General features: G+C 65.2%; 15 protein-coding genes. 9 read left to right on the plus strand and 6 right to left on the minus strand.

Annotated elements, in window-relative coordinates; all coding sequences use genetic code 11:
* The first annotated feature begins 1 nt into the window (after position 1).
* From pseI to ACTHNZ_RS13280, 7 genes are all read left to right on the plus strand, one after another.
* On the plus strand, positions 2-1,054 hold the full coding sequence (pseI, locus tag ACTHNZ_RS13250) for a pseudaminic acid synthase (protein ID WP_440542958.1): 1,053 nt from the start codon (positions 2-4) through the stop codon (positions 1,052-1,054).
* Positions 1,051-2,337: a class I SAM-dependent methyltransferase gene (locus ACTHNZ_RS13255; protein WP_440542959.1), complete on the plus strand. Its 1,287-nt coding sequence runs from the start codon at positions 1,051-1,053 to the stop codon at positions 2,335-2,337. The genes pseI and ACTHNZ_RS13255 overlap by 4 nt, the downstream gene beginning before the upstream one ends.
* A complete protein-coding gene (locus tag ACTHNZ_RS13260; RefSeq protein ID WP_440542960.1) occupies positions 2,334-4,373 on the plus strand; it encodes a class I SAM-dependent methyltransferase in 2,040 nt (679 codons plus the stop codon). Before ACTHNZ_RS13255 ends, ACTHNZ_RS13260 begins: the two co-directional genes overlap by 4 nt.
* Before the next feature lie 82 nt (positions 4,374-4,455).
* The gene (locus ACTHNZ_RS13265) at positions 4,456-6,297 is read left to right on the plus strand and encodes a glycosyltransferase family 2 protein (RefSeq protein WP_440542961.1); all 1,842 of its coding nucleotides are present in this window, start codon (positions 4,456-4,458) and stop codon (positions 6,295-6,297) included.
* On the plus strand, positions 6,266-8,329 hold the full coding sequence (locus tag ACTHNZ_RS13270) for an O-linked N-acetylglucosamine transferase family protein (RefSeq protein ID WP_440542962.1): 2,064 nt from the start codon (positions 6,266-6,268) through the stop codon (positions 8,327-8,329). Before ACTHNZ_RS13265 ends, ACTHNZ_RS13270 begins: the two co-directional genes overlap by 32 nt.
* 39 nt (positions 8,330-8,368) lie before the next feature.
* Positions 8,369-10,654, plus strand: a complete 2,286-nt coding sequence (locus tag ACTHNZ_RS13275) for a tetratricopeptide repeat protein (protein ID WP_440542963.1) — start codon at positions 8,369-8,371, stop codon at positions 10,652-10,654.
* Positions 10,651-12,633 (plus strand): O-linked N-acetylglucosamine transferase, SPINDLY family protein, encoded by a 1,983-nt coding sequence (locus ACTHNZ_RS13280; RefSeq protein ID WP_440542964.1) that lies wholly within the window; start codon positions 10,651-10,653, stop codon positions 12,631-12,633. The genes ACTHNZ_RS13275 and ACTHNZ_RS13280 overlap by 4 nt, the downstream gene beginning before the upstream one ends.
* A gap of 50 nt (positions 12,634-12,683) precedes the next feature.
* On the opposite strand, the gene ACTHNZ_RS13285 is transcribed toward ACTHNZ_RS13280, so the two are convergent.
* From ACTHNZ_RS13285 to ACTHNZ_RS13300, 4 genes are all read right to left on the minus strand, one after another.
* On the minus strand, positions 12,684-13,541 hold the full coding sequence (locus ACTHNZ_RS13285) for a hypothetical protein (RefSeq protein ID WP_440542965.1): 858 nt from the start codon (positions 13,539-13,541) through the stop codon (positions 12,684-12,686).
* 67 nt (positions 13,542-13,608) lie between these two features.
* Positions 13,609-13,908 carry a flagellar protein FliT gene (locus tag ACTHNZ_RS13290; RefSeq protein ID WP_440542966.1) on the minus strand — a complete coding sequence of 100 codons (300 nt, stop codon included), beginning with the start codon at positions 13,906-13,908 and terminating at the stop codon, positions 13,609-13,611.
* Positions 13,909-13,938: 30 nt separating this feature from the next.
* Positions 13,939-15,330 carry a flagellar filament capping protein FliD gene (fliD, locus tag ACTHNZ_RS13295; RefSeq protein ID WP_440542967.1) on the minus strand — a complete coding sequence of 464 codons (1,392 nt, stop codon included), beginning with the start codon at positions 15,328-15,330 and terminating at the stop codon, positions 13,939-13,941.
* Between the two features lie 249 nt (positions 15,331-15,579).
* The gene (locus tag ACTHNZ_RS13300) at positions 15,580-16,398 is read right to left on the minus strand and encodes a flagellin domain-containing protein (protein ID WP_440542968.1); all 819 of its coding nucleotides are present in this window, start codon (positions 16,396-16,398) and stop codon (positions 15,580-15,582) included.
* A 695-nt stretch (positions 16,399-17,093) separates the two neighbouring features.
* Here ACTHNZ_RS13300 and rpsU point away from each other — a divergent pair.
* Positions 17,094-17,306, plus strand: coding sequence for a 30S ribosomal protein S21 (gene rpsU / locus ACTHNZ_RS13305; RefSeq protein ID WP_006401410.1), 213 nt, complete (start codon positions 17,094-17,096; stop codon positions 17,304-17,306).
* 137 nt (positions 17,307-17,443) lie between these two features.
* Here rpsU and ACTHNZ_RS13310 read toward each other — a convergent pair whose 3' ends face one another.
* Complete coding sequence (locus ACTHNZ_RS13310; RefSeq protein WP_440542969.1) at positions 17,444-17,872, minus strand: hypothetical protein; 429 nt, start codon at positions 17,870-17,872, stop codon at positions 17,444-17,446.
* A 150-nt stretch (positions 17,873-18,022) separates the two neighbouring features.
* Entirely contained in the window at positions 18,023-18,646 is a 624-nt protein-coding gene (locus ACTHNZ_RS13315; RefSeq protein ID WP_440542970.1) for a DNA-3-methyladenine glycosylase I, read from the minus strand.
* A 157-nt stretch (positions 18,647-18,803) separates the two neighbouring features.
* On the opposite strand from ACTHNZ_RS13315, the gene ACTHNZ_RS13320 reads away from it, so the two are divergent.
* The coding region (locus ACTHNZ_RS13320; RefSeq protein ID WP_440542971.1) for a BadF/BadG/BcrA/BcrD ATPase family protein at positions 18,804-19,561 on the plus strand (758 nt) is incomplete at its 3' end.

Here is a 19,561-nt window from a genome sequence, read left to right on the forward strand (position 1 = left end):
GATGAGCGCATTCAAGATTGCGGACCGGCCGATCGGCCGCGACCACCCGCCGTTCGTGATCGCCGAGATGTCGGGCAATCACAATCAATCGCTCGAGCGCGCGCTCGAGATCGTCGATGCGGCGGCAGCCACCGGTGCGCACGCGCTCAAGCTGCAGACGTACACCCCCGACACGATGACGCTCGATCTCGACGAGGGCGAGTTCCATATCGACGATCCGGCCAGTTTGTGGTCCGGCACTTCGCTCTACAAGCTCTACGAACAGGCGCACACACCATGGGAGTGGCACGCGCCGATTTTCGAGCGCGCGCGCAAGCACGGCATGCTGTGTTTTTCGACGCCGTTCGATGAAACGGCCGTCGACTTCCTGGAAGGGCTGGGCGTGCCCGCCTACAAGATCGCGAGCTTCGAGAACACCGATTTGCCGTTGATTCGGCGTGTGGCGGCCACCGGCAAGCCCTTGATCATTTCGTCGGGCATGGCGACCGTCGCCGAGCTCGACGAAGCCGTGCGCGCCGCACGCGCAGCGGGCTGCGAGCAGATCGTGCTGCTCAAGTGCACGAGCTCGTACCCGGCATCGCCCGAAAACAGCAACGTCAATACGATCGCGCACATGCGCGAGCTGTTCGACTGCGAGGTCGGGCTGTCCGACCACACGATGGGCGTCGGCGCGGCCGTAGCCGCGGTCGCGCTCGGCGCGAGCCTGATCGAGAAGCACTTCACGCTGCGGCGAGCGGACGGGGGCGTCGACTCGGCGTTCTCGCTCGAGCCCGCCGAAATGAAGACATTGGTCGTCGAGACTGAGCGTGCCTGGCAATCGCTGGGCCGCGTCACCTACGGCCCGACGCGGCAAGAACATGCGTCGTCGGTGTTCCGGCGCTCGCTCTACATCGTCCGCGACGTCGAGGCTGGCGAGACGCTCAATGCGGAAAACGTGCGCGCGATTCGGCCGGGGCACGGCCTGTCGCCGAAGTATCTGAACGTCGTGCTTGGGACGAAGGTCCGCCAGAGCCTCAAGCGAGGCACCCCTCTTTCCTGGGAAGCACTGAAATGAACGATCGGCTGGAACACCCCACCGAAGAAGGCTTGTCGGACCTCATCCGCTGGAAGACCGACGCCTGGCAGGACCCTCACATGGTCAGCTGGTACTCGGGCCGCATGGTGGTCAGTGAATCGACCAATAGCCTCAAGAACGCCCTCGAAGTCGGCGCGATTCGCCGTTTCGCAAGCGGGCGCGACGTCGTCGATATCGGCGTCGGCACGGGCCGTGCGGCGCTGCCGCTCGTGGCCGACGGCTATCGCGTGACGGGCATCGACAGCTCGCAGGCGATGCTCGACGAAACGCGCCGGCTGGCCGCCGGTGCGCCGATCGCGCTGAAGGTCGGCGATCTCGCCGCGCTGCCGTGCGAGGACAACGCGTTCGACTGCGCCGTCGCGCTGAACGTGCTCGTCCACTTTCCGAACTGGCGCGAATCGCTGCTCGAATGGAAGCGCGTCGTTCGCGCCGGCGGCCGCATGGTCTTCGATATCCATTCGCTCGATCACGTCCACGCCGCGTACGGCTCCGACGAGTCGCGCTGGCCGGCGGCGCTCGAGCGCACGCAAACGAAGGGCGACTTCACGCATTACATGTCGCGCGTCAGCGTCGACGAGCTCGTCGAGTTCGCGAACGGCGCGGGCCTCACCATCGTCGCGGCCGAGCCTTACGGTGCCTTTTTGGGCGGCGGCAACGTCAATTGGCTGTCCTACGCCGAACTCGATGCCACTCATCGCTGGAAGCGCTTGTTGTCATGGTTCGCTCGCGACCAGGCGCTGTTCGACCTCGGCAACTTCCTCGAAGACGCGATCGTTCGGCATTTGACGCCGCGTGTGACGGGCCGCATGTTCGTCGTGCTCGACAATCGCCCCGACCGCGAGGCCAATGCGCGGTTCGCGGCGTCGGTCGCGGCGCGCGACGCCGCCATCGATCGGCGCGATTTCGCGGCCTTGCTGCCATGGCTTCCGCACACGCGCGAGCAGTACGCGGCACGGATCGAATCGCTGCTCAAGCCGCTGCGCAACCGGCGCTTCTTCTTCGGGCTCTTCAAGACGCTCATGACGCGCATGCCCGGTTTCGACTTGCGCGGCGTGGTCGCGGACGAGGTGCTGGAACAGTACATCGCGTGGCTCGAGCATGAGCAGATCGATGAGCGTGCCACCCGGATCGCCCGGGGTTGGGCCGAGGGTGCGCCGTTCCGGATCAAAGACGGGATCGACGTCACCATTGGCGCGGAATACGACCTCGTCAAGGCATTGTTGCAAAATCATTTCGGCATTTTCGATGGAGGTCGGCAATGACACAGAAGGCCATTGTCAGCCTGTTGTGGGGCTCGCAGTACGAAGCACTGCGCCAGTTTCTGGCGACGCACGAGCCGATGGCCGTGCTCGTCTCCGCGAGGGCCACGAGCCCGCAGATGCGCAGCGTGATCGAGAGCACCGGCAGCACCGTCGTTCATCTCGAGGATCTGCTCGATGCCGAAGGCGTGAGGCGTTTCGAAACCGAAACGATTCAACTGCAGACGCAGTTCGCGCAGTATCTCGACACGCTGGCGGTCGAAGAGCGCGCGATCGGGCGCGAGTCGGGACTGATCTCGAGTGCCGTCGCCGATACGCTCGCGGCCACGCTGCCGGCTACGGCCGCGTTGCTCGATTGCCTGCAGCGTGCCGCGAGCCGGTTCGACGTCACGTTGCTCGTCACGAGCGAAGACATGACCGGCAACGGCAAGATCGCAACGGCCTGGGCCAAATCGCGCGGCATCCCTACGCTGCACGTCGCCCACGGCATCGCGCTCGTCGATCCGTACACCGTGCACGATCAACTGATTGCCGACAAACTCGCCGTGTACGGCCGGCGCGGCATGGAGGGGTATCTCGATCTGGGCTACCCCGAAGAACGCTTCGTCGTGACGGGCAATCCCGCGTGGGACGTCTACGCGCAATTGCGCAACGACAAGGCAGGGTGCCGCCGGCAGCTCGACGCCAAGTACGGCTTCAAGGCCGGCGTGCCGCTGATCGTGTTCGGCACGACCTGGGCCGCCAATTTCAGTGCGCATTGCAACGAGAACGTCTACGCCGATTCCGTCACGGTCTTCATCGCGAGCTGCGAGGCGCTGCGCGCATGCGGTATCCGCTTCAACGCCGTCATCAAGGACCGGCCGTCCAATCGCGCGTTCGGCGAGCGGCGTTGCGCCGAGCTCTTGAGCGAGCTCGGGGCGTCGGGCGACGATTACTTCTACTGCACCGACGATACGCAGTTTTTCGCGGCCGGGGCCGATCTGCTCGTGGCGGTGGATTCGAACTATCTCGTCGAGGGGATGCTCGCCGGCACGCCGGTGATCAACCTCATGAACGAGAGCGGCATGATCATGGGGCCGTGCTTCGAATCGGAAACCGGCATTTTGGAGGTCGAGGCGCAGGACTTGGCCGGCAACATGCGGTTGCTTTTGACGGACGGCAACGCGCGCAGCGCGGTGCTCGCCATGGCCGCCAAGCGGGTCGCGCACTACAACGAGACCGTGGACGGATCGGCCGGCGCGCGCGTGGCGGCTGAAATGGCATCGATGGCCAAGGCGCAGCCTGCGCGCAAGGCCCGCTATGTTTGGCAGGAATATCTCGACGCGGAATCGAGGGCCGTCGACCAGCTCTACCACACGGTTGGGCGGAGCGATCTCGCGCAGATGTTCACCAATGCCCCTTCGCTCATTCTCGATATCGGCTGTGCGACGGGCAGCAATGCCGCACTGGTCAAAGCGCGCTTTCCCGGAAGCCGCGCGTGGGGCATCGAGATGAACCGCGACGCAGCCGCGCTCGCGCAGCAAAAGCTCGATCGCGTATTGCACGGGCGCTTCGAGGATTTCGACCTGCGCAAGGAAGGCATGGCGCACGGCACGCTCGACGCGGTGCTGCTGGCCGACGTGCTGGAGCATATGTACAACCCGTGGGACGTCATGGTGAAGCTGCGCCCGTACGTGTCGCCGACGGGGCAACTCGTGCTCAGCATCCCGAACGTGCGCAACCTGTGGCTCATGGACGAACTGAGCAAGGGCAACTGGACCTACGAGAGCTCGGGCTTGCTCGACATCACGCACATCCGGTTCTTCACGCGCAAGGAGATGGTCAAGTTCGTCGAGGAGACCGGCTATCGGGTGGTTCAGGCGCGCTATTCGATCGATGGGCGGCTCGCGTCGCTATGGCAGCAGCATCAAGGCAGCGCCGGCCCCTTCAATATCGACTTGGAGCGAATGACGCTCAAGAACGTGACGCGCGACGAGCTCGTCGAACTCTGCTCCGTGCAGTACTACCTGCTGCTCGAAAAAGCGCCCGGGCACGCCTAGCGCCAGATCGCACGGCCACAGGCTCGAGGCGGCCGGTTGCGGCTGCTCTCGAGCATCGTCATTTCAACGAAATCCTTGTTTCATGGCTACCGTCAGCATTCTGATTCCCGCGCGTAGCGGCGAATACCTGGGGCGTGCGCTGGTCAGCGCCCAGCGTCAAAGCTTCCGCGACATCGAGATCGTGGTGGGCGACGACACGCCCGACGGCGCGTTGGCACCGCTCGTGAACGGGCAGGGCGATGCGCGCATCCGCTATGTCCACCTCGGCTTCAACGATCGCGTGCGCACGGCGCAAGCGCTGTGGTCGCACGCGCGTGGGCGGTACGTCAAGTGGCTGGCCGAAGCGGACGTGCTGATGCCGGAATCGGTGGGCGTGCTCGCCGAAGCGTTGCGGCTGCATCCGGAATCGGCGCTGGCGTTTCATGGGCGCGTGCTCATCGACGAGCACGAGACCATCGTCCATACGCCCCCGCCGCTGTTGCAAGTGGGCGAGCGCGCGCTGATCGGCCGCGATTTGCTGGTGCGGGACATGGTGGCCCAGCTCCAGAATTTCGTCGGCGAAATGAGCAACGTCATGATCGATCGCCAGCGGGCGAACGAAGCGGACTTGTTCACTTACCGTTCGATCAGGCTCGATTTCTTGACCGACGTGGCCACCTTCCTGAACCTCGCGGCACGCGGCCCCTTGGTTGCCGTTGGCGGCTACTGGAGCATGCTGCGGCTGCGTCCCGAGCGCAAGCAGATCGCGCCCGAAACGACGCCGACCTACAGCGCGGGTCTGTACGAATGGGAATTGCTCGTGCGCGGGGAAGCCTCGAGCGGCGCGCTGAGCGGCGGCGTACTCGCCGCGGCGGCGCAGCGGTTGTCGCAGTATTACGCGTCCTGCGCGGATCGGCTGCCGGAAATCGCGCGGCTGCGCGCCAATCACGGGGAACTGTCGACGCGCGCGGCGCACGAGCTGTTCGACAGCGAACGGTTCCAATCGGACCTTGCGCAGGCCCGCGGCGCCGTCGCTGCACGCGTGGCTCAAGCCGAGGGCGCGCCGGCGCACGGTGCGCAAACGGCGGCCTCGCCGGCAGCGCCGGCCGCAAACGTCGCGTCTGCGACTGCTGCGACGGCTGCGGTGCCTGCTGCGTTCGCAGCCCACCCGACATCTGCAGCAGCGGTGGCATCAACAACTCCCGCAACTCCCGCAACTCCCGCAGCTCCGGCCTTGCGCTCTCCCACCGCACCATCGGCCGACGTTCCCATTCGGCTCGTCTGCGCCACGCGCTGCTCGCAAGCGAATTTCATGCGCGAGACGGCGCTCGGCCGATCGCTGGCCGTGCAGCGCCAAGCGCACACGCCGGAATTGCTGCTGTTCGAAAACAACTCGACGGGGCTCGCGACGCTGTACAACGCGGCGATCGAGCAGGCCGCCTCGAGCCCGGCGATTCTCGTGTTCGTGCACGACGACGTATCGCTTCAAGACATCTTCTGGACCGAACGCGTTCGCGAGGCGCTCGCGCAGTTCGACGTCGTCGGCCTGGCAGGCAACCGCCGCCGCTTGCCGTGGCAACCGGCTTGGGCGTTCGCGACGCCGGACTTCACGTGGGACAGCCGCGAGTACCTGAGCGGTTCGGTCGCTCACGGCAAGGCGTTTCCCTGTGACGTCTCGTACTTCGGCCCGTCCGGCGTCGAGTGCAAGCTGCTGGACGGCCTGATGTTGATCGCCGACAGCCGCCGGCTCATCGAATCCGGCGTGCGTTTCGACGAGCAGTTCGAGTTCCATCTCTACGACATGGACTTTTGCCGGCAGGCCGAACTGAAAGGCTTGCGCATGGGCACCTGGCCGATCAGTGTCGTGCACGAGAGCGGCGGCGCGTTCAATACGCCGTGCTGGCGTGCAGCCTATGACTGCTACCTGCGCAAGTATGGCCAGTGAGCCTGTACCGGGCATGGGGCGGCCGTTCATCGACGCAGCCGAGGCACGGCCGGCGGGCAGCGCCGGCGCGATGACGCCGGTTGCATCGTCGGCGGCCGTGCAACCGGCGCCCGGCATCGTGCGATTCATCACGCCGCCGGTGATCGCGCCGCGCGTGCCGCCGGTGCAGGCGCAGACGCAGGCGCCCACGGCCATGCCCGCGCCATTCAACGCCCCGGCTTTGTCTTCGCCGCCATCGGCCCCGCCCGTGCAGGCACCCCCGATCGAATCGGGCCTAGCCTTACAGCAGGCCGGGCACTTCGCCGAAGCCGCGCGCGTCTATCGGCAAATCCTCGCCGTAAATCCGAATCACGCCGACGCGTTGCACTTGCTCGGTCTCGTTGCCTTTCACGACGGTGACTACGCGCAAGCGACCGAATGGATCATGCGCGCGCTGAGCCAGCGCGAGAGCGAAATCTTTTACGGCAATCTCGGCAATGCATTATTGGCGCGGGGCATGCGCGCGGCGGGGATCGAGAGCTTCCGTCAGGCGATCGCGCTCAAGCATGACTATGTGCCCGCGCACAACAACCTCGGCAATTTGCTGCGAGACCAGGGGCAGTTCGCCGAAGCGGTGGCGTGCTTCGAGACGGTGATTCAACTGAAGCCCGACTACGCGGAGGCGCATAACAACCTAGCCAACGCGCTCGTCGATCTCGGCGAGCTCGAGGCCGCCATCGATGCCTATCGCCGCGCGATCGCACTGCGTCCGGACTTGCTCGAGGCGCGCAGCAATCTGCTGTTCATTCTGAGCTATCGCGAGGGCCAAAGCAAAGCGGAGTATCTCGCCGAAGCGGCTTCGTTCGGCGAAGCGGCGAGCGCGCAGGCAAAGCCTTGCACGAACTGGCTCGCGCCGTTATCGCCGGTGCGCACGGGGCCGCTGCGCGTCGGCTTCGTTTCTGGCGACTTGAAGGTGCATCCGACCGGCCATTTTCTCGAAAGCATGCTCGAGCACGTCGACCGGCGGCGCATCGAGCTCGTGGCGTATCCCACGCGGCGCGCCGAGGACGAACTGACCGCGCGCATCAAGCCGCGCTTCGCGGCATGGACGTGCCTCGCGTCGCTGAGCGACGAGCAAGCCGCACGCCGCATCCGCGACGATCGGATCGACCTGCTCGTCGATTTGTCGGGCCATATGAACTGGAACCGGCTGCCGCTCTTCGCGTGGCGCCCGGCTCCGGTGCAAGCGAGCTGGCTCGGCTATTTCGCGAGCACGGGCATGCGGGAGATCGACTATGTGCTCGGCGATCCGCATGTCCTGCCGCAAGATGCGCAAGCACAGTTCACGGAAACGTTGTGGCGCCTGCCGGACAGCTACCTGTGCTTCACGCCGCCGGCCGAGCGCGTGCCGGTGGCGCGGCCGCCGATGGCCGCGAACGGCCATGTGACCTTCGGCTGCTTCAACCATCTCATGAAGATGAACGACGGCGTCGTCGCGGTATGGGCGCGCATATTGCGCGCCGTGCCGAATGCGAGGCTGTTTCTCAAGGCCAAGCAGCTCGACGACGCGTCAGCGCGCGAGGCAACGCTGGCTCGCTTCGCCGCGCACGGTATCGAAGCGCATCGGCTGATCCTCGAAGGCCGCTCGCCGCGAGCTCAATACTTCGAAGCCTATGGACGCGTCGATATCGCGTTGAGCCCGTTCCCCTACCCGGGCGGCACGACGAGCGCGGAGGGGTTGTGGATGGGCGTGCCGGCGCTATGCTTGCGCGGCGATCGCTTCTTGTCGAACATCTGCGCGAGCATGCTGCACTCGGCTGGTCTCGCCGATTGGATCGCCGCCGATCAAGACGACTACGTGGCCAAAGCGATTGCGTTTGCGGCCGATGCGCCGAGGCTCGCCGCACTGCGTGCCGGCTTGCGCGAATCCGTGCTTGCATCGCCGCTCTGCGATGCGCCCCGCTTCGCACGCAACCTCGAAGCGGCGTTCGAAGGCATGTGGCGCGACGCACTCGAGCGCCGCCGTCTTGCCCCGCAGCCGACGACGACATGAAGAAGGGCGCGGCGCCCATTCTCAACGAACGGATCGAAGATGCAAGACACCGCCCAACTGCTCGAGATGGCCTTGGCGCACCACCAGGCCGGGCGCCTGGCGGACGCAAAGGCGCTCTATGCGCGCATTCTCGAGCGCCAGCCGAAGCACGCCGACGCGCTGCACTTCATGGGGCTGCTCGCGTGCCAGATCGGGCAAAGCGAAGCGGGCATCGCGCTGATGCGAGAATCGATCGGCGTGCACGCGAGCCCCATCTACTACAACAACCTCGGCAATGCGCTGCGCACGGCCGATCGGCTCTCGGATGCCGTCCACGCCTATCGCCGGGCCGTCGAGCTCGAGCCCCAGTATGCCGATGCGCACAACAACCTCGGCAACGCATTGCGCGAAAGCGGCGATGCCGCTAGCGCGCTGACGAGCTGCGCACGCGCGATCGAGTTGCGGCCCGGCTCCGCCGAGGCCTACAACAATCTCGCCAATGCATTGAAGGATCTCGGCGAACTCGACGCCGCCATCTTGGCCTACGGTAAAGCGATCGGCCTGAATGCCTCTTTTGCCGAGGCGCATTTGAATCTCGGCGTGGCGCTGCAGACGAAGGGGCACAGCGAGGCGGCGCTCGAATGCCTGCGCGAAAGCGTGCGGCTCGCGCCGCAGCTGGCCGCCGCGCACGAGAAGCTCGCCGGCGTGCTCATGCACCGAGGCGACATCGCAGCGGCGATCGACGCGCATCGGCGCGTCGTCGATCTTACGCCCGAATCGGCGCAGGCGCACAACACGCTGGGCAACGTGCTGAACGGCGCGGCGCGCGTGCCCGAAGCCGTGCCATGCTACGAGCGTGCGATCGAACTCGATCCGGAGTTCGCCGACGCGTATCACAATCTGGCGAATGCCCTGCGGCGCCTCGGTGCGCCCGAGCGCGCGCTCGGCTATGCGCGTCGAGCGATTGCGCTGCGCGGCGGCGATACGCCCTCGTTTCACAACAACCTGGGCACGATCCTGGCCGATCTCGGCGAGCCCGATGCCGCGCTCGTCTGCTATCGCGAAGCGCTCGCGCTGAACCCCGATTTCGGCGAATCGCACACCTGCGTGCTGTTCGGGCAATCCTACGTGTCGGATTGGTCGGCGCAAACGCATCTGGCCGATGCCCGCTACTTCGGCGAAAGGATGCGCGCACGCGCGAAGCCCTATACCCATTGGCCCGCATCGGCCGATGCGGCGCACGGACAGCGCCCGTTGCGAGTGGGCTTCGTCTCCGCCGATTTGCGTAAGCATCCGGTCGGCTACTTCTTTGAATCCGTCCTCGCGCAAATCGATCGCGCGCGCATCGAGCCGATCGCCTATTCGAATGCGCTGCACAGCGATGAATTGACGGCGCGCATCAAGCCACGCTTCGCGCTATGGCGGCATGTGGTGGAGATGGACGACGCCGCGCTCGCGCAGCGGATTCACGACGATCGCATCGACGTCCTCATCGATCTGTCGGGCCATACGGGCCGCAACCGCCTGCCCATGTTCGCGTGGCGGCCGGCGCCCGTGCAGGTGAGCTGGCTCGGTTATTTCGCGACGACGGGCCTGACCGAAATCGACTATCTGCTGGCCGATGCGCACGTCGTGCCGCCGGGCGAGGAAGGGCAATACACGGAGCGCATCTGGCGCTTGCCGGACAGCTACCTGTGCTTCACGCTGCCGACGGAGCCCGTGGCCGTCGCGCCGCTGCCCGCGCTGGCGAACGGTTCGTTCACGTTCGGCTGCTTGAACAACCATAAGAAGCTGAACGACGGCGTGATCGCCGCATGGTCGCGCATCTTGCACGGTGCGCCGCACGCGCGTTTGCTGCTCAAGAACCACCAGCTCGGCGAGCCGGCGATCGCGCGGGAGACGCTCGCGCGTTTTTCCGTGCACGGCATCGACGAAACGCGCTTGCTGCTCGAGGGGCCCTCGTCGCGCGAGCAATATTTCGCGACTTACCATCGCGTGGATCTCGCGCTCGACCCGTTCCCTTACCCGGGCGGCACGACGAGTGTGGAAGGGCTTTGGATGGGCGTGCCCGTGCTGACCCGCCGCGGCGAGCGCTTCGTGTCGCATCTCGGCGAAATGGTGCTGAAGACGGTGGGCCTGTCCGATTGGATCGCGGCCGATACCGACGACTACGTCGCGCGTGCGGTGGCCGCGGCGGCCGATCCGGCACCGCTCGCCGCGCTTCGCGCCGGGCTGCGCGCGCGCGTCGAACGTTCGCCGCTTGCCGACGCGCCGCGCTTCACCGCTCATTGGATGGCCGCGATCGAGCAAATGTGGCAAACGAAACTGAAGGAGATCGGGCAATGACGACGGCAATCGACCGGGGCGCCGCGGCGCTCGTCGAGCAGGGGCTCGCGCATCACCGCGGCGGCCGCCTGCAAGACGCGCGCTCGCGCTACGAAGCGGCCCTCGCGCGCATGCCGCGCCACGCCGACGCCTGGCATCTGCTCGGCGTCGTTGCGATGCAGGAGCAGCGTTATGCGGATGCACTCGATCAGATCAGCCGGGCCATCGAGATCAGCCCGCAGCCTTCGTACTACGACAATCTCGGTTGCGCGCTGCGCAACTGGGGCAAGCTCGAGGCGGCCGTGGAGTGCCACGAACAGGCTTTGGCGCTCGACCCGAAGCATTTCCGCGCGCACAACAACCTCGGCATGCTTTTGCTGCAGATGCGTTTGCCGGCCGCCGCGGCTGCGAGCTTTCGCAAGGCGGTGGAGATCAATCCTCAATTTGCCGAAGCGCACAGCAATCTGGGCAACGTGCTGCGTGAGCTCGGGGAAGCCGAGGCGGCGGAGGCCCATTGCCGCAAGGCGATCGCGCTGCATCCGGCATTCGGCGAGGCGCACAACAATCTCGGGAATGCCTTGAAGACGCAGCGCAGGCTGGCCGAGGCGGCGGCGTGCTATGAGGAGGCGCAGCGATGGTTGCCCGGCGAGCCGCAGATTGCGCTGAATCAGGGCATCGTGCTGCGGGAAACGGGCGAGCACCAGGCGGCGATCGCGGCCTTCCGCCGCGCGCTCGCCATGCGGCCTACGTGGGGCGAGGCGTGGAGCAATCTGCTCTTCACGCTGAGTTTCGCTCAGGACGTCGCCCCGCGCGACTACTTGACCGAGGCGCTCGCATTTGGCCGCATGGCGGAGCATGAGGCGCGGCCGTTCACGAATTGGCTCGTCGACCGCATGCCCGGGGCACCGCTGCGGATCGGCTTCGTCTCGGGCGATTTTCGCACGCATCCCGTCGGCTTTTTCCTCGAAGGCGTGCTTTCGCATCTGGACCCGTCGCGCGTGCAACTCGTCGCCTATTCGACGCGGCAGCATGAAGATGCCTTGACCCTGCGCCTGAAACCGCGTTTCGCCGCGTGGCGCAGCTTGGTGGGATTGAGCGATGAGGCGGCCGCGGCCGCGATCCGCCATGACGGCGTGCATATCCTGTTCGACATGTCGGGGCACACCGATGCGAATCGGCTGCCCGTCTTCGCGTGGAAGCCGGCGCCCGTGCAGGTGAGCTGGATCGGCTATTTCGCGTCGACGGGTTTGTCCGCGATCGACTACGTGCTCGGCGACGAATGGGTGCTGCCGCCCGAAGAAGTGGGGCACTTCGCCGAAAAGCCGTGGCGGCTGCCGCACGGCTATCTTTGCTTCACGCCGCCGGAGCCGGCGGTGCCGATCGACTTCGCCGCATCGAGCGATACGGCGCGTGCACTGACGTTCGGCTGCTTCAGCGATCTTGTAAAAGTGAACGACCGCGTGGTGGCCGTATGGTCGCGCATTTTGCAAGCGGTTCCCGGTTCACGGCTGTTCCTGAAGGCACAGCAACTCGCCGATGAAGCGCAGCGTGCGGCGACGCTCGCGCGTTTCGGCGCGCATGGCGTCGAGGCCGACCGGATCGTGATGGAAGGTCCCTCGCCGCGAGAGGAATATCTGGCGGCGTACAACCGCGTCGACATTTCGCTGAGCCCATTTCCGTACCCGGGCGGCACGACGACGGCAGAAAGCCTTTGGATGGGCGTGCCGGTGCTGTGCCGGCATGGCGATCGCTTCCTCGGGCACCTGTGCGAAAGCGTCGTGCATAGCGTCGAGCTCGGCGATTGGATCGCCGGCGACGATGACGAGTATGTCGCGAAGGCCGTTGCGCAGGCGAGCGACCGGACCGCGCTGGCCGCGCTGCGCGCCGGCTTGCGCGCACGCGTGTTGGCTTCGTCGCTATGCAACCCCGACCGTTTCGCACGGACGCTCGAAACGCAATTCGATGCGATGTGGCGTGCGCATCTGAGCGGCGCCAAGTAGCATCAGCGCGCGTATCAAGTCGAGGTCGAGATCGAGGTCGAGGTCGGCGCTCAGCCGCCCTGGCCTCGCCGCGCCGTGTCCAGGAGCGTACTGCGCACCTGCTCGAAGATCTTCAGGTAGTTCGGGTTGCCGTGCTCGATCGCCGCGGTTTTCAGCGCGTCGAGCACGAGTAGATCGGTCGTGTAGGGACCTGCGATCGAGGGCGACATCGGCAGGCGCAGCGGATCGAAGTGTTTCACGCGCCAGTGCCGCTCGCCGAGCAGCAGCAGCGAGACGACGCGCTCTTGCACGAATACCTTGGCCGGCACGAAGCCGTGGTCATAGGGGACGTTGCTATTGAGCAGATGCGCGAGTGCGCTCGTGCCGGCCTCCGCCACCGCGAACAGCATTTCGTTGACGGCAAGCCAGCGCCGCCAAAACGCAGCCGTGGCCACGAAGTAATTGCAGAAGATGATATGGCGCGAATCCATCACGGCGGCGTGCGGATCGATGCCGGGCGCGACGAACGCAACGGCGTGCTCGAGCACCTGCCAGATATTCGCGTGGTTCGCCGCGGCCTGCGTGAACGTGTTCAAGAACAGCGCGCTTTGATCGAAGAACGGCGAAAACCCGATGACGTCGACGTCGCGCGACACCGTTGCGATGAATTGGTGGACCGCCGCCGAGTCGAGCATCGTCTTCTTGCCGAACCGCGGAGAAAAGAACCCGTAGAGCGTGTTCTCGTCGAGCGCGTGGTTTTGCAGATAGCAGCGGATCGGCCAATATTCGCGCCAGTCGGGCCGCTGGCCGCGATTGTCGAGCGCGATGAAACCGGGATCGAGCTGCTGGCGCGTTTCTTCCGAATAGAAGATCTGATGGATTTCGGCGCGGCGGGGACCCGCCGAAACGCGCGACGGCGCGTGGATCATGAGGGAATCTCGAGCGATGGGGCGCGGCTTGGCCGCGCGCCGTGCGGGACAGCGCGCAGCGTGGCAGTCAGCGCATTTGTCCGGTGGACAGGTACTGGCGCGCCGCCGATACGCGCTGCTGCGCCGCGTTTTGAGTCGCGGCGACGGCGTCGCGCGCGGCGGACGCTTTATCGACGATCGCGGCGTTCATCGCGATGATCTCGCGAATCATCGTGAGGTCGTCGTCCGTCTGCTCGCGCTCGAGCGACATCAAAAGCGGCGAGCGTTCTTCTGCGAGGTCGGCGGCGAACGCGAAGTCGCCGGCGTCGAGCGCGGCAACGAGCGTGCGTGTCAGCTCGTAGGCGCGCGTCAGTGATTCGTTCGACATGGCGGCGAACTCCCTTTCAGTGCCGGTGAATTATGCCTTGTTCAGCGTGCCGGCCGCGCCGTTGCCGCCGAACAGCTGGTTCAGATACGACGTGTTGCTTTGCGTCTGCGACATGATCGTGTTGAGCTGCGTGAACTCGGCTTGATATTGCGACGTCAACGTCGCTTGATAAGCCGACAGGTTCGTCAGCGCGGTCTGCTGTGCCGTCAGATCGGATTGCAGCGTGGCCTCGCGTTGCGCGAACTGGCCCGTCACCGCGGTGGTGTACGAACTGATGAACGCGGTCAGTTGCTCGCCGATCCCGTTGGTGCCGTTGAACGTGTTCGATACCAACGAGGGCGTTGCGGCGAGCGTCGATTGGAGCGTCGAAGACGAGAACGTAACGGTGCCGTCGTCGTTCAGGTCCACGCCGAGCTGCGCAAGGCTGTAGGTGGTGCCGCCCACGACGACGCCGCTCGCCATGATCGACGAGATGCCGTTGACGGCCGAGTTCGTCATGGCGTCGCCGAGCAGCGGGCCGGCCGAGTTGCTCGTCGAGTTGTACGAGGTCAGCGATTTCACCGTCGAGACCCACGAGTTGTAGGCCGTGGCGAAGTTGCCGATGGCGGTGACGATCGACGACGTATTCGTCGCAACGGAAAGCGTCTGCGTCGAGCCGACGGAGGCCGACGTGAGGCTCAGCGTGACGCCCGAGAGCGCGGTCGTGACGTTGTTGCTCGCGCTGACGACCGAGGTGCCGCTGATCGTCAGCTTGGCGTCTTGGCCGGCCGTCACTTGCGTGAAGTTCGCCGTGGCCATGCCGGCGTCGACGGTCGGATCGGCGGAAACCGTCACGGTATTGGCGGCGCCCGTTTGCGTCGACGTCAGCACGAGGTGCTGACCATCCGTGCCGGTGACGACGGAAGCCGTCACGCCGGGGTTGTTCGATGCGCTGTTGATGGCGGAAGCGATGCCCGACAGCGTGTTGTTCGACGCGGTCAGTGCGATCGTCATCGAGCTCGAGCCGACGCTGATGTTCAGGTTGCCCGTGCCGAGCGTGGCATTCGTCGCGTAAGCCTTCGAGGAAATCTGGTTGGCGGTGGCGATTTGCTGCACGCTCACCGAGTACGAACCCGCGGCGGCGCCGGTCGACGTCGTGGCCGTGATGCCCGTGCCGCTCATGGTGGCGGACTGTTGCGTGAAGATGCTGCCGTCGGACAGGCCGGCCAGCGAACTCTGCAAGTTCGTCATCGCCGATTGCAGCGAGCCGAGCGCGGACAACTGCGTGTTGTCGCTCGTTTGCGCCGTGGCGATCGTCGTCGATTGCGCCGCGGTCGCGCCCGTCACGAGCGCGGAGACGAGCGTGTTCACGTCGAGCTGCGAGTTCGTGACGCCGCTCAGAATCGACTGCGCTGCTTGCTGAAGAACTGAACTGGTGCTCATGCCAGGCTCCGTCTGATGCCGCCCAATAAGGAATCCATATGAGGCCGCTCATCGAAAGACCGGCCGACTGCAATGTCACTGCTGCTGCTACTACTACTGCTACGACCTACCGCTATCAATGCGTAACGGGAGGCATGCCTCCCGCTGCGTTCGAATCGTTTTGCCGGGCCCTGCCGAGGCGATGGCTTCGTTGGGGCCCGGCCGCACGGCGAGATCGGATTGCATCTCGCCACGCGCGGCTCGCTCCTATTACTGGAGGAGCTTGAGCACTTGTTGCGGCAGCGAGTTCGCTTGCGCGAGCACCGAGATACCGGCTTGCTGGAGCACTTGCGCCTTCGACAGGTTGGCCGTTTCTTGCGCGAAGTTGGCGTCCATGATCTGCGATTGAGCGGACGACAGGTTCGTCGATTCCGTTTGCGTGTTCGTGATCGCGGCTTGGAACGTGTTCTGCACAGCGCCGAGCGTTGCTTGGAAGTTGTTCACTTGCGACAGTGCTGCGTCGATGGCCGTGATCGCGGCTTGTGCGCCCGACGTCGACGAGATGTCGACACCCGACACGCCCAGACCGCCCGTCGTCCACGCCGTCGTGCCGAAGTTGGCCGTCAGCGTTTGGTTGGCGTTCGCGCCGACTTGGAAGTTCACGCTGCCGAGGCCACCCAGCACAGCTTGGCCGTTGAACGTCGTTTGCGATTCGACGCGGTTGATTTCCGTCAGACGCGTCGTCACTTCCGTTTGCAGGTTCGCTTGAGCGGCCGAGCCGAGCGAGCCGTCGCCCGATTCAACGGCGAGCTGGCGGATACGTTGCAAGTTGGCAACCGTCGACGAGATCGCGCCGGCAGCCGTTTGAACCATCGAGATGCCGTCGTTGGCGTTCGACACGCCTTGGTTCAGCGCGTTGATGGCGGCGGTTTGCGTCGTGGCGATCGCGAGGCCTGCGGCGTCGTCGGCAGCCGTGTTGATGCGCTTGCCCGACGAGAGACGGTTGATGGCTTGCGACAGCAGGCTTTGCGAACCTTCGAGGTTCGTCTGCGTGGTCAGCGACAGAATGTTGGTGTTGATGTTCAGCATTTTGCTTCCTCGTTTGGAAATACGGTCCAGGGACTAGGCTGGTTCGGGGTTCGGCGTCGCGCTTTCGCGAATGGCGCTGCCCGCCTGTCCTGGTTGTCGGCGAGGCCGAGAAAAAACTTTAGGGAGCGAACGACGAATTCGTGTGCTTTAACCGCGTAATCGGCGGCAAAGTCTTGCCGGATAAGGCTCTTAAAGAAAACTAAACGTTTGCGAACGGGCTTTGTCGAGCGGTATCGGAGTCCTTCGAAGCCGATGCATCCCCTCGATGCTCCCCCCATTCGGGACACCATCCGAAGGCTCGATGAAGGCGGGCGCGTGGATGAAAGTTGGCCCACGGCGTGTTTACCTGCTATCATCCCAGGTCGAATTGAGATCGCTGCCGTTTTCATTTGGGATCTGCCGCCCTTTCGTCGCGTCGCCCTGGGTCGTTTTGACCTTGGCCGGTAGAGCGTGGCGGGCTCGCGGTGCTTCGCGAGTGGTGTAAGGCAAATTCGGGCAAGTTCGGCTTCGGCAGCCAAACGCGGCGTCGGCAGTCTGTGCCGGCCGGCGTGCGCGGTGAACTCTCCGCTCTCTCTTTTCAAGTCTGTTCGGCCATGCCCGCGAATCAAATCGAATCGCGGCGTGGTGGCGATGCCAGCCGGATGGGCGCGTGCGCGAAAGCGTGTCACGCATTTGAACGCAACTTTGGGAACTCCATGACGACCATTCTTCTGAAGGAAAACGAGCCGTTCGAAGTGGCGATCCGCCGCTTCCGTCGTGCTATCGAAAAGAACGGCTTGATCGCCGAACTGCGCGAGCGCCAATCCTATGAAAAGCCGACGGCTGTGCGCAAGCGCAAGAAGGCCGCTGCGGTGAAGCGCCTGCATAAGCGCCTGCGCAGCCAAATGCTGCCGAAGAAGCTGCACTGAGCCTCGCCGCGCTGCCTCGTGCGCAGCGCAGCCTGGAAGAACGAGCGGCGGTGGGCTTCGAAAGAAGCCGCACCGCCGTTTGCGTTGGGTCCCGCGTTGGATGCGGTGTGGTGGCGTGTCAGGCCCAGCGAAGCGGTTTATGCCGCGTGCTTTTCGAGCCGCTCCGCCGACAAGCCGAATTGCCGTGCGATCGACGAGAGCCGCTCGCGCCACTCCCACACGCCGAACGCATCATGCACGTTCTGCAGGCAACTGAGCAGGTTCACCGTCGTTGGGTCATAAATGTTCACGCGCGCTTTGAGCAGAGCCTTCTTGAGCGCCGTGACGCCCGCATCCATGTAGGCCGGCACGGCCGTCGCCGGTTTATCGACGTAGCGAACCGGGACGCCTTCCATCGAGGTCATGTAGTCGCGCGGGTGGATCAGCCGCCCGATCGGGCAGCCGCCGCGAAAGCCGTGGTAGGCACCGCCGCCGCGAGGCAGCAATGCAGCTTGCCGTTGCGAGAACAAGTGATCGACGGCGTGATCGAACAATTCCTGATGCGTCAGGAAGTGCAAGGTTTTCATGATCTTCATCGGCTGCGGGTTGGGCAGCGCGGGTATCGTGGCTTGTGACTGCTATAACGGCCGCAACGAGCGGAGTTATAGGTCTTTTTTGCGATATTCCGCACCGCGCAGCGGGCGATCAAGTATTTTTTGCTGTGTGTTGCGTGCGCGTCACGCTGTTCGCTGCGTGGGACGTTTGCGTGGCGCCTTGGCGGCGCCCGGCGCGGCGAGTTCGGCACAGCGCGAGCGCGCCGCACAGTTGGCTTGATGGTCGTTGACCATGCCGACGGCCTGCATGAACGCATAGCAGATCGTCGAGCCGACGAATTTGCAGCCATACGCTTTCAGCGCTTTGCTGAGGGCGTCCGAGGCCGGGGTGGAAGCGGGCGCATGCTCTTTATAGAGCGCCCAATCGTTTTGAACGGGCTCGCCGCCCACGAACGACCAAACGAAATCGGCCAGCGATCCGTGCTCTTCGCGGATGCGTAAAACGGCCCGCGCGTTGAGGACGGCCGCTTCGACTTTGGCCCGGTTGCGCACGATGCCCGGGTCTTGCAGCAGGGCTTCGATCTTTGCGGGCGTGAAGCGGGCCACGGCCTCGACGTCGAAATTCTCGAATGCACGGCGGTAGTTCTCGCGCTTGTTGAGAATCGTGGACCAAGAGAGGCCCGCTTGCGCGCCTTCGAGCACGAGCATTTCGAACAGATGGCGATCGTCGCGGGACGGCACGCCCCATTCGGTGTCGTGGTAATGCTCGTCGGCAGCGGTTCTCACCCAGTTGCAGCGCTCGGTCATGATGGTCTCGGTTGGCTACGATGTGCAGGCAAGGATAGCGGATCGGTATGCGGGGGCAACTCGGCCGTTCGGCAGATTGGCGGCGGCAGGCGAAGCCGATAATCTCTCGGTTCAATTCACGAATGAGGAACGCGGCCGCATGCCGCGGGTGGCGAGCATGGAAGCAACGCAGTATTGGATCGGAGTCGACGGCGGCGGCACCGGCACGCGCGTCGTGTTGGCCGATGGGCAGGGCGCCGAACTCGCGCAGGCCACTGGCGGCGCCTCGGGGCTCGGGCTTGGTGTGGCGCGTGCTTGGCAGGCAATCGAAGCGGCCTGCAAGCGAGCATTCGCGTCGGCCGGGCTGCGGCTCGACTGGGCGCATTGCGCGCTCGGCTGCGGGCTGGCCGGCGTCAACAATCGGGACTGGCTCGCGCAATTCATCGCCAGTGCACCTCAACTCGCGGCGCTCGATGTGCAAAGCGACGCGTACACGACGCTGCTCGGCGCGCACGGCGGAGCGCCTGGCGTCATCGTGGCCGTCGGCACGGGCAGCATCGCCGCGGTTCTCGATCGCGACGGTGCGTGCCGCATCGCGGGCGGCTATGGTTTTCCGTCGGGCGACGAAGCGAGCGGCGCGTGGCTCGGCCTGCGCGCGGTCGTCCACGCGCAGCAGGCACTGGACGGCCGCACGCGTTCCGATGCGTTTTCCGATGCGCTGCTCGCACACATGAAGGTGGTCGATCGCGAAGGCCTCGTCGTCTGGCTTTGCGAAGCGAATCAGACGGCCTACGCGCAGCTCGCCCCCGTCGTGCACGCCCAAGGCGAGCACCCCCAAGACGCGGCGCAGCAAGCGCAATCGGGGGCGGCCGTGGCGCGGGTAGTGCAAGCGCAAGAAACCGGCCCGCAGTTTCCGGTGGCGCACAGCCGCGGCGG

The sequence above is a fragment of the Trinickia sp. genome (genome assembly GCF_051953955.1).
Taxonomy (GTDB): Bacteria; Pseudomonadota; Gammaproteobacteria; order Burkholderiales; family Burkholderiaceae; genus Trinickia.

Coding starts and splice junctions, on each gene's coding strand:
- pseI (WP_440542958.1), top strand. CDS start 2: ATGAGCGCATTCAAGATTGCGGACCGGCCGATCGGCCGCGACCACCCG.
- ACTHNZ_RS13255 (WP_440542959.1), top strand. CDS start 1,051: ATGAACGATCGGCTGGAACACCCCACCGAAGAAGGCTTGTCGGACCTC.
- ACTHNZ_RS13260 (WP_440542960.1), top strand. CDS start 2,334: ATGACACAGAAGGCCATTGTCAGCCTGTTGTGGGGCTCGCAGTACGAA.
- ACTHNZ_RS13265 (WP_440542961.1), top strand. CDS start 4,456: ATGGCTACCGTCAGCATTCTGATTCCCGCGCGTAGCGGCGAATACCTG.
- ACTHNZ_RS13270 (WP_440542962.1), top strand. CDS start 6,266: ATGACTGCTACCTGCGCAAGTATGGCCAGTGAGCCTGTACCGGGCATG.
- ACTHNZ_RS13275 (WP_440542963.1), top strand. CDS start 8,369: ATGCAAGACACCGCCCAACTGCTCGAGATGGCCTTGGCGCACCACCAG.
- ACTHNZ_RS13280 (WP_440542964.1), top strand. CDS start 10,651: ATGACGACGGCAATCGACCGGGGCGCCGCGGCGCTCGTCGAGCAGGGG.
- ACTHNZ_RS13285 (WP_440542965.1), bottom strand. CDS start 13,541: ATGATCCACGCGCCGTCGCGCGTTTCGGCGGGTCCCCGCCGCGCCGAA.
- ACTHNZ_RS13290 (WP_440542966.1), bottom strand. CDS start 13,908: ATGTCGAACGAATCACTGACGCGCGCCTACGAGCTGACACGCACGCTC.
- fliD (WP_440542967.1), bottom strand. CDS start 15,330: ATGAGCACCAGTTCAGTTCTTCAGCAAGCAGCGCAGTCGATTCTGAGC.
- ACTHNZ_RS13300 (WP_440542968.1), bottom strand. CDS start 16,398: ATGCTGAACATCAACACCAACATTCTGTCGCTGACCACGCAGACGAAC.
- rpsU (WP_006401410.1), top strand. CDS start 17,094: ATGACGACCATTCTTCTGAAGGAAAACGAGCCGTTCGAAGTGGCGATC.
- ACTHNZ_RS13310 (WP_440542969.1), bottom strand. CDS start 17,872: ATGAAAACCTTGCACTTCCTGACGCATCAGGAATTGTTCGATCACGCC.
- ACTHNZ_RS13315 (WP_440542970.1), bottom strand. CDS start 18,646: ATGACCGAGCGCTGCAACTGGGTGAGAACCGCTGCCGACGAGCATTAC.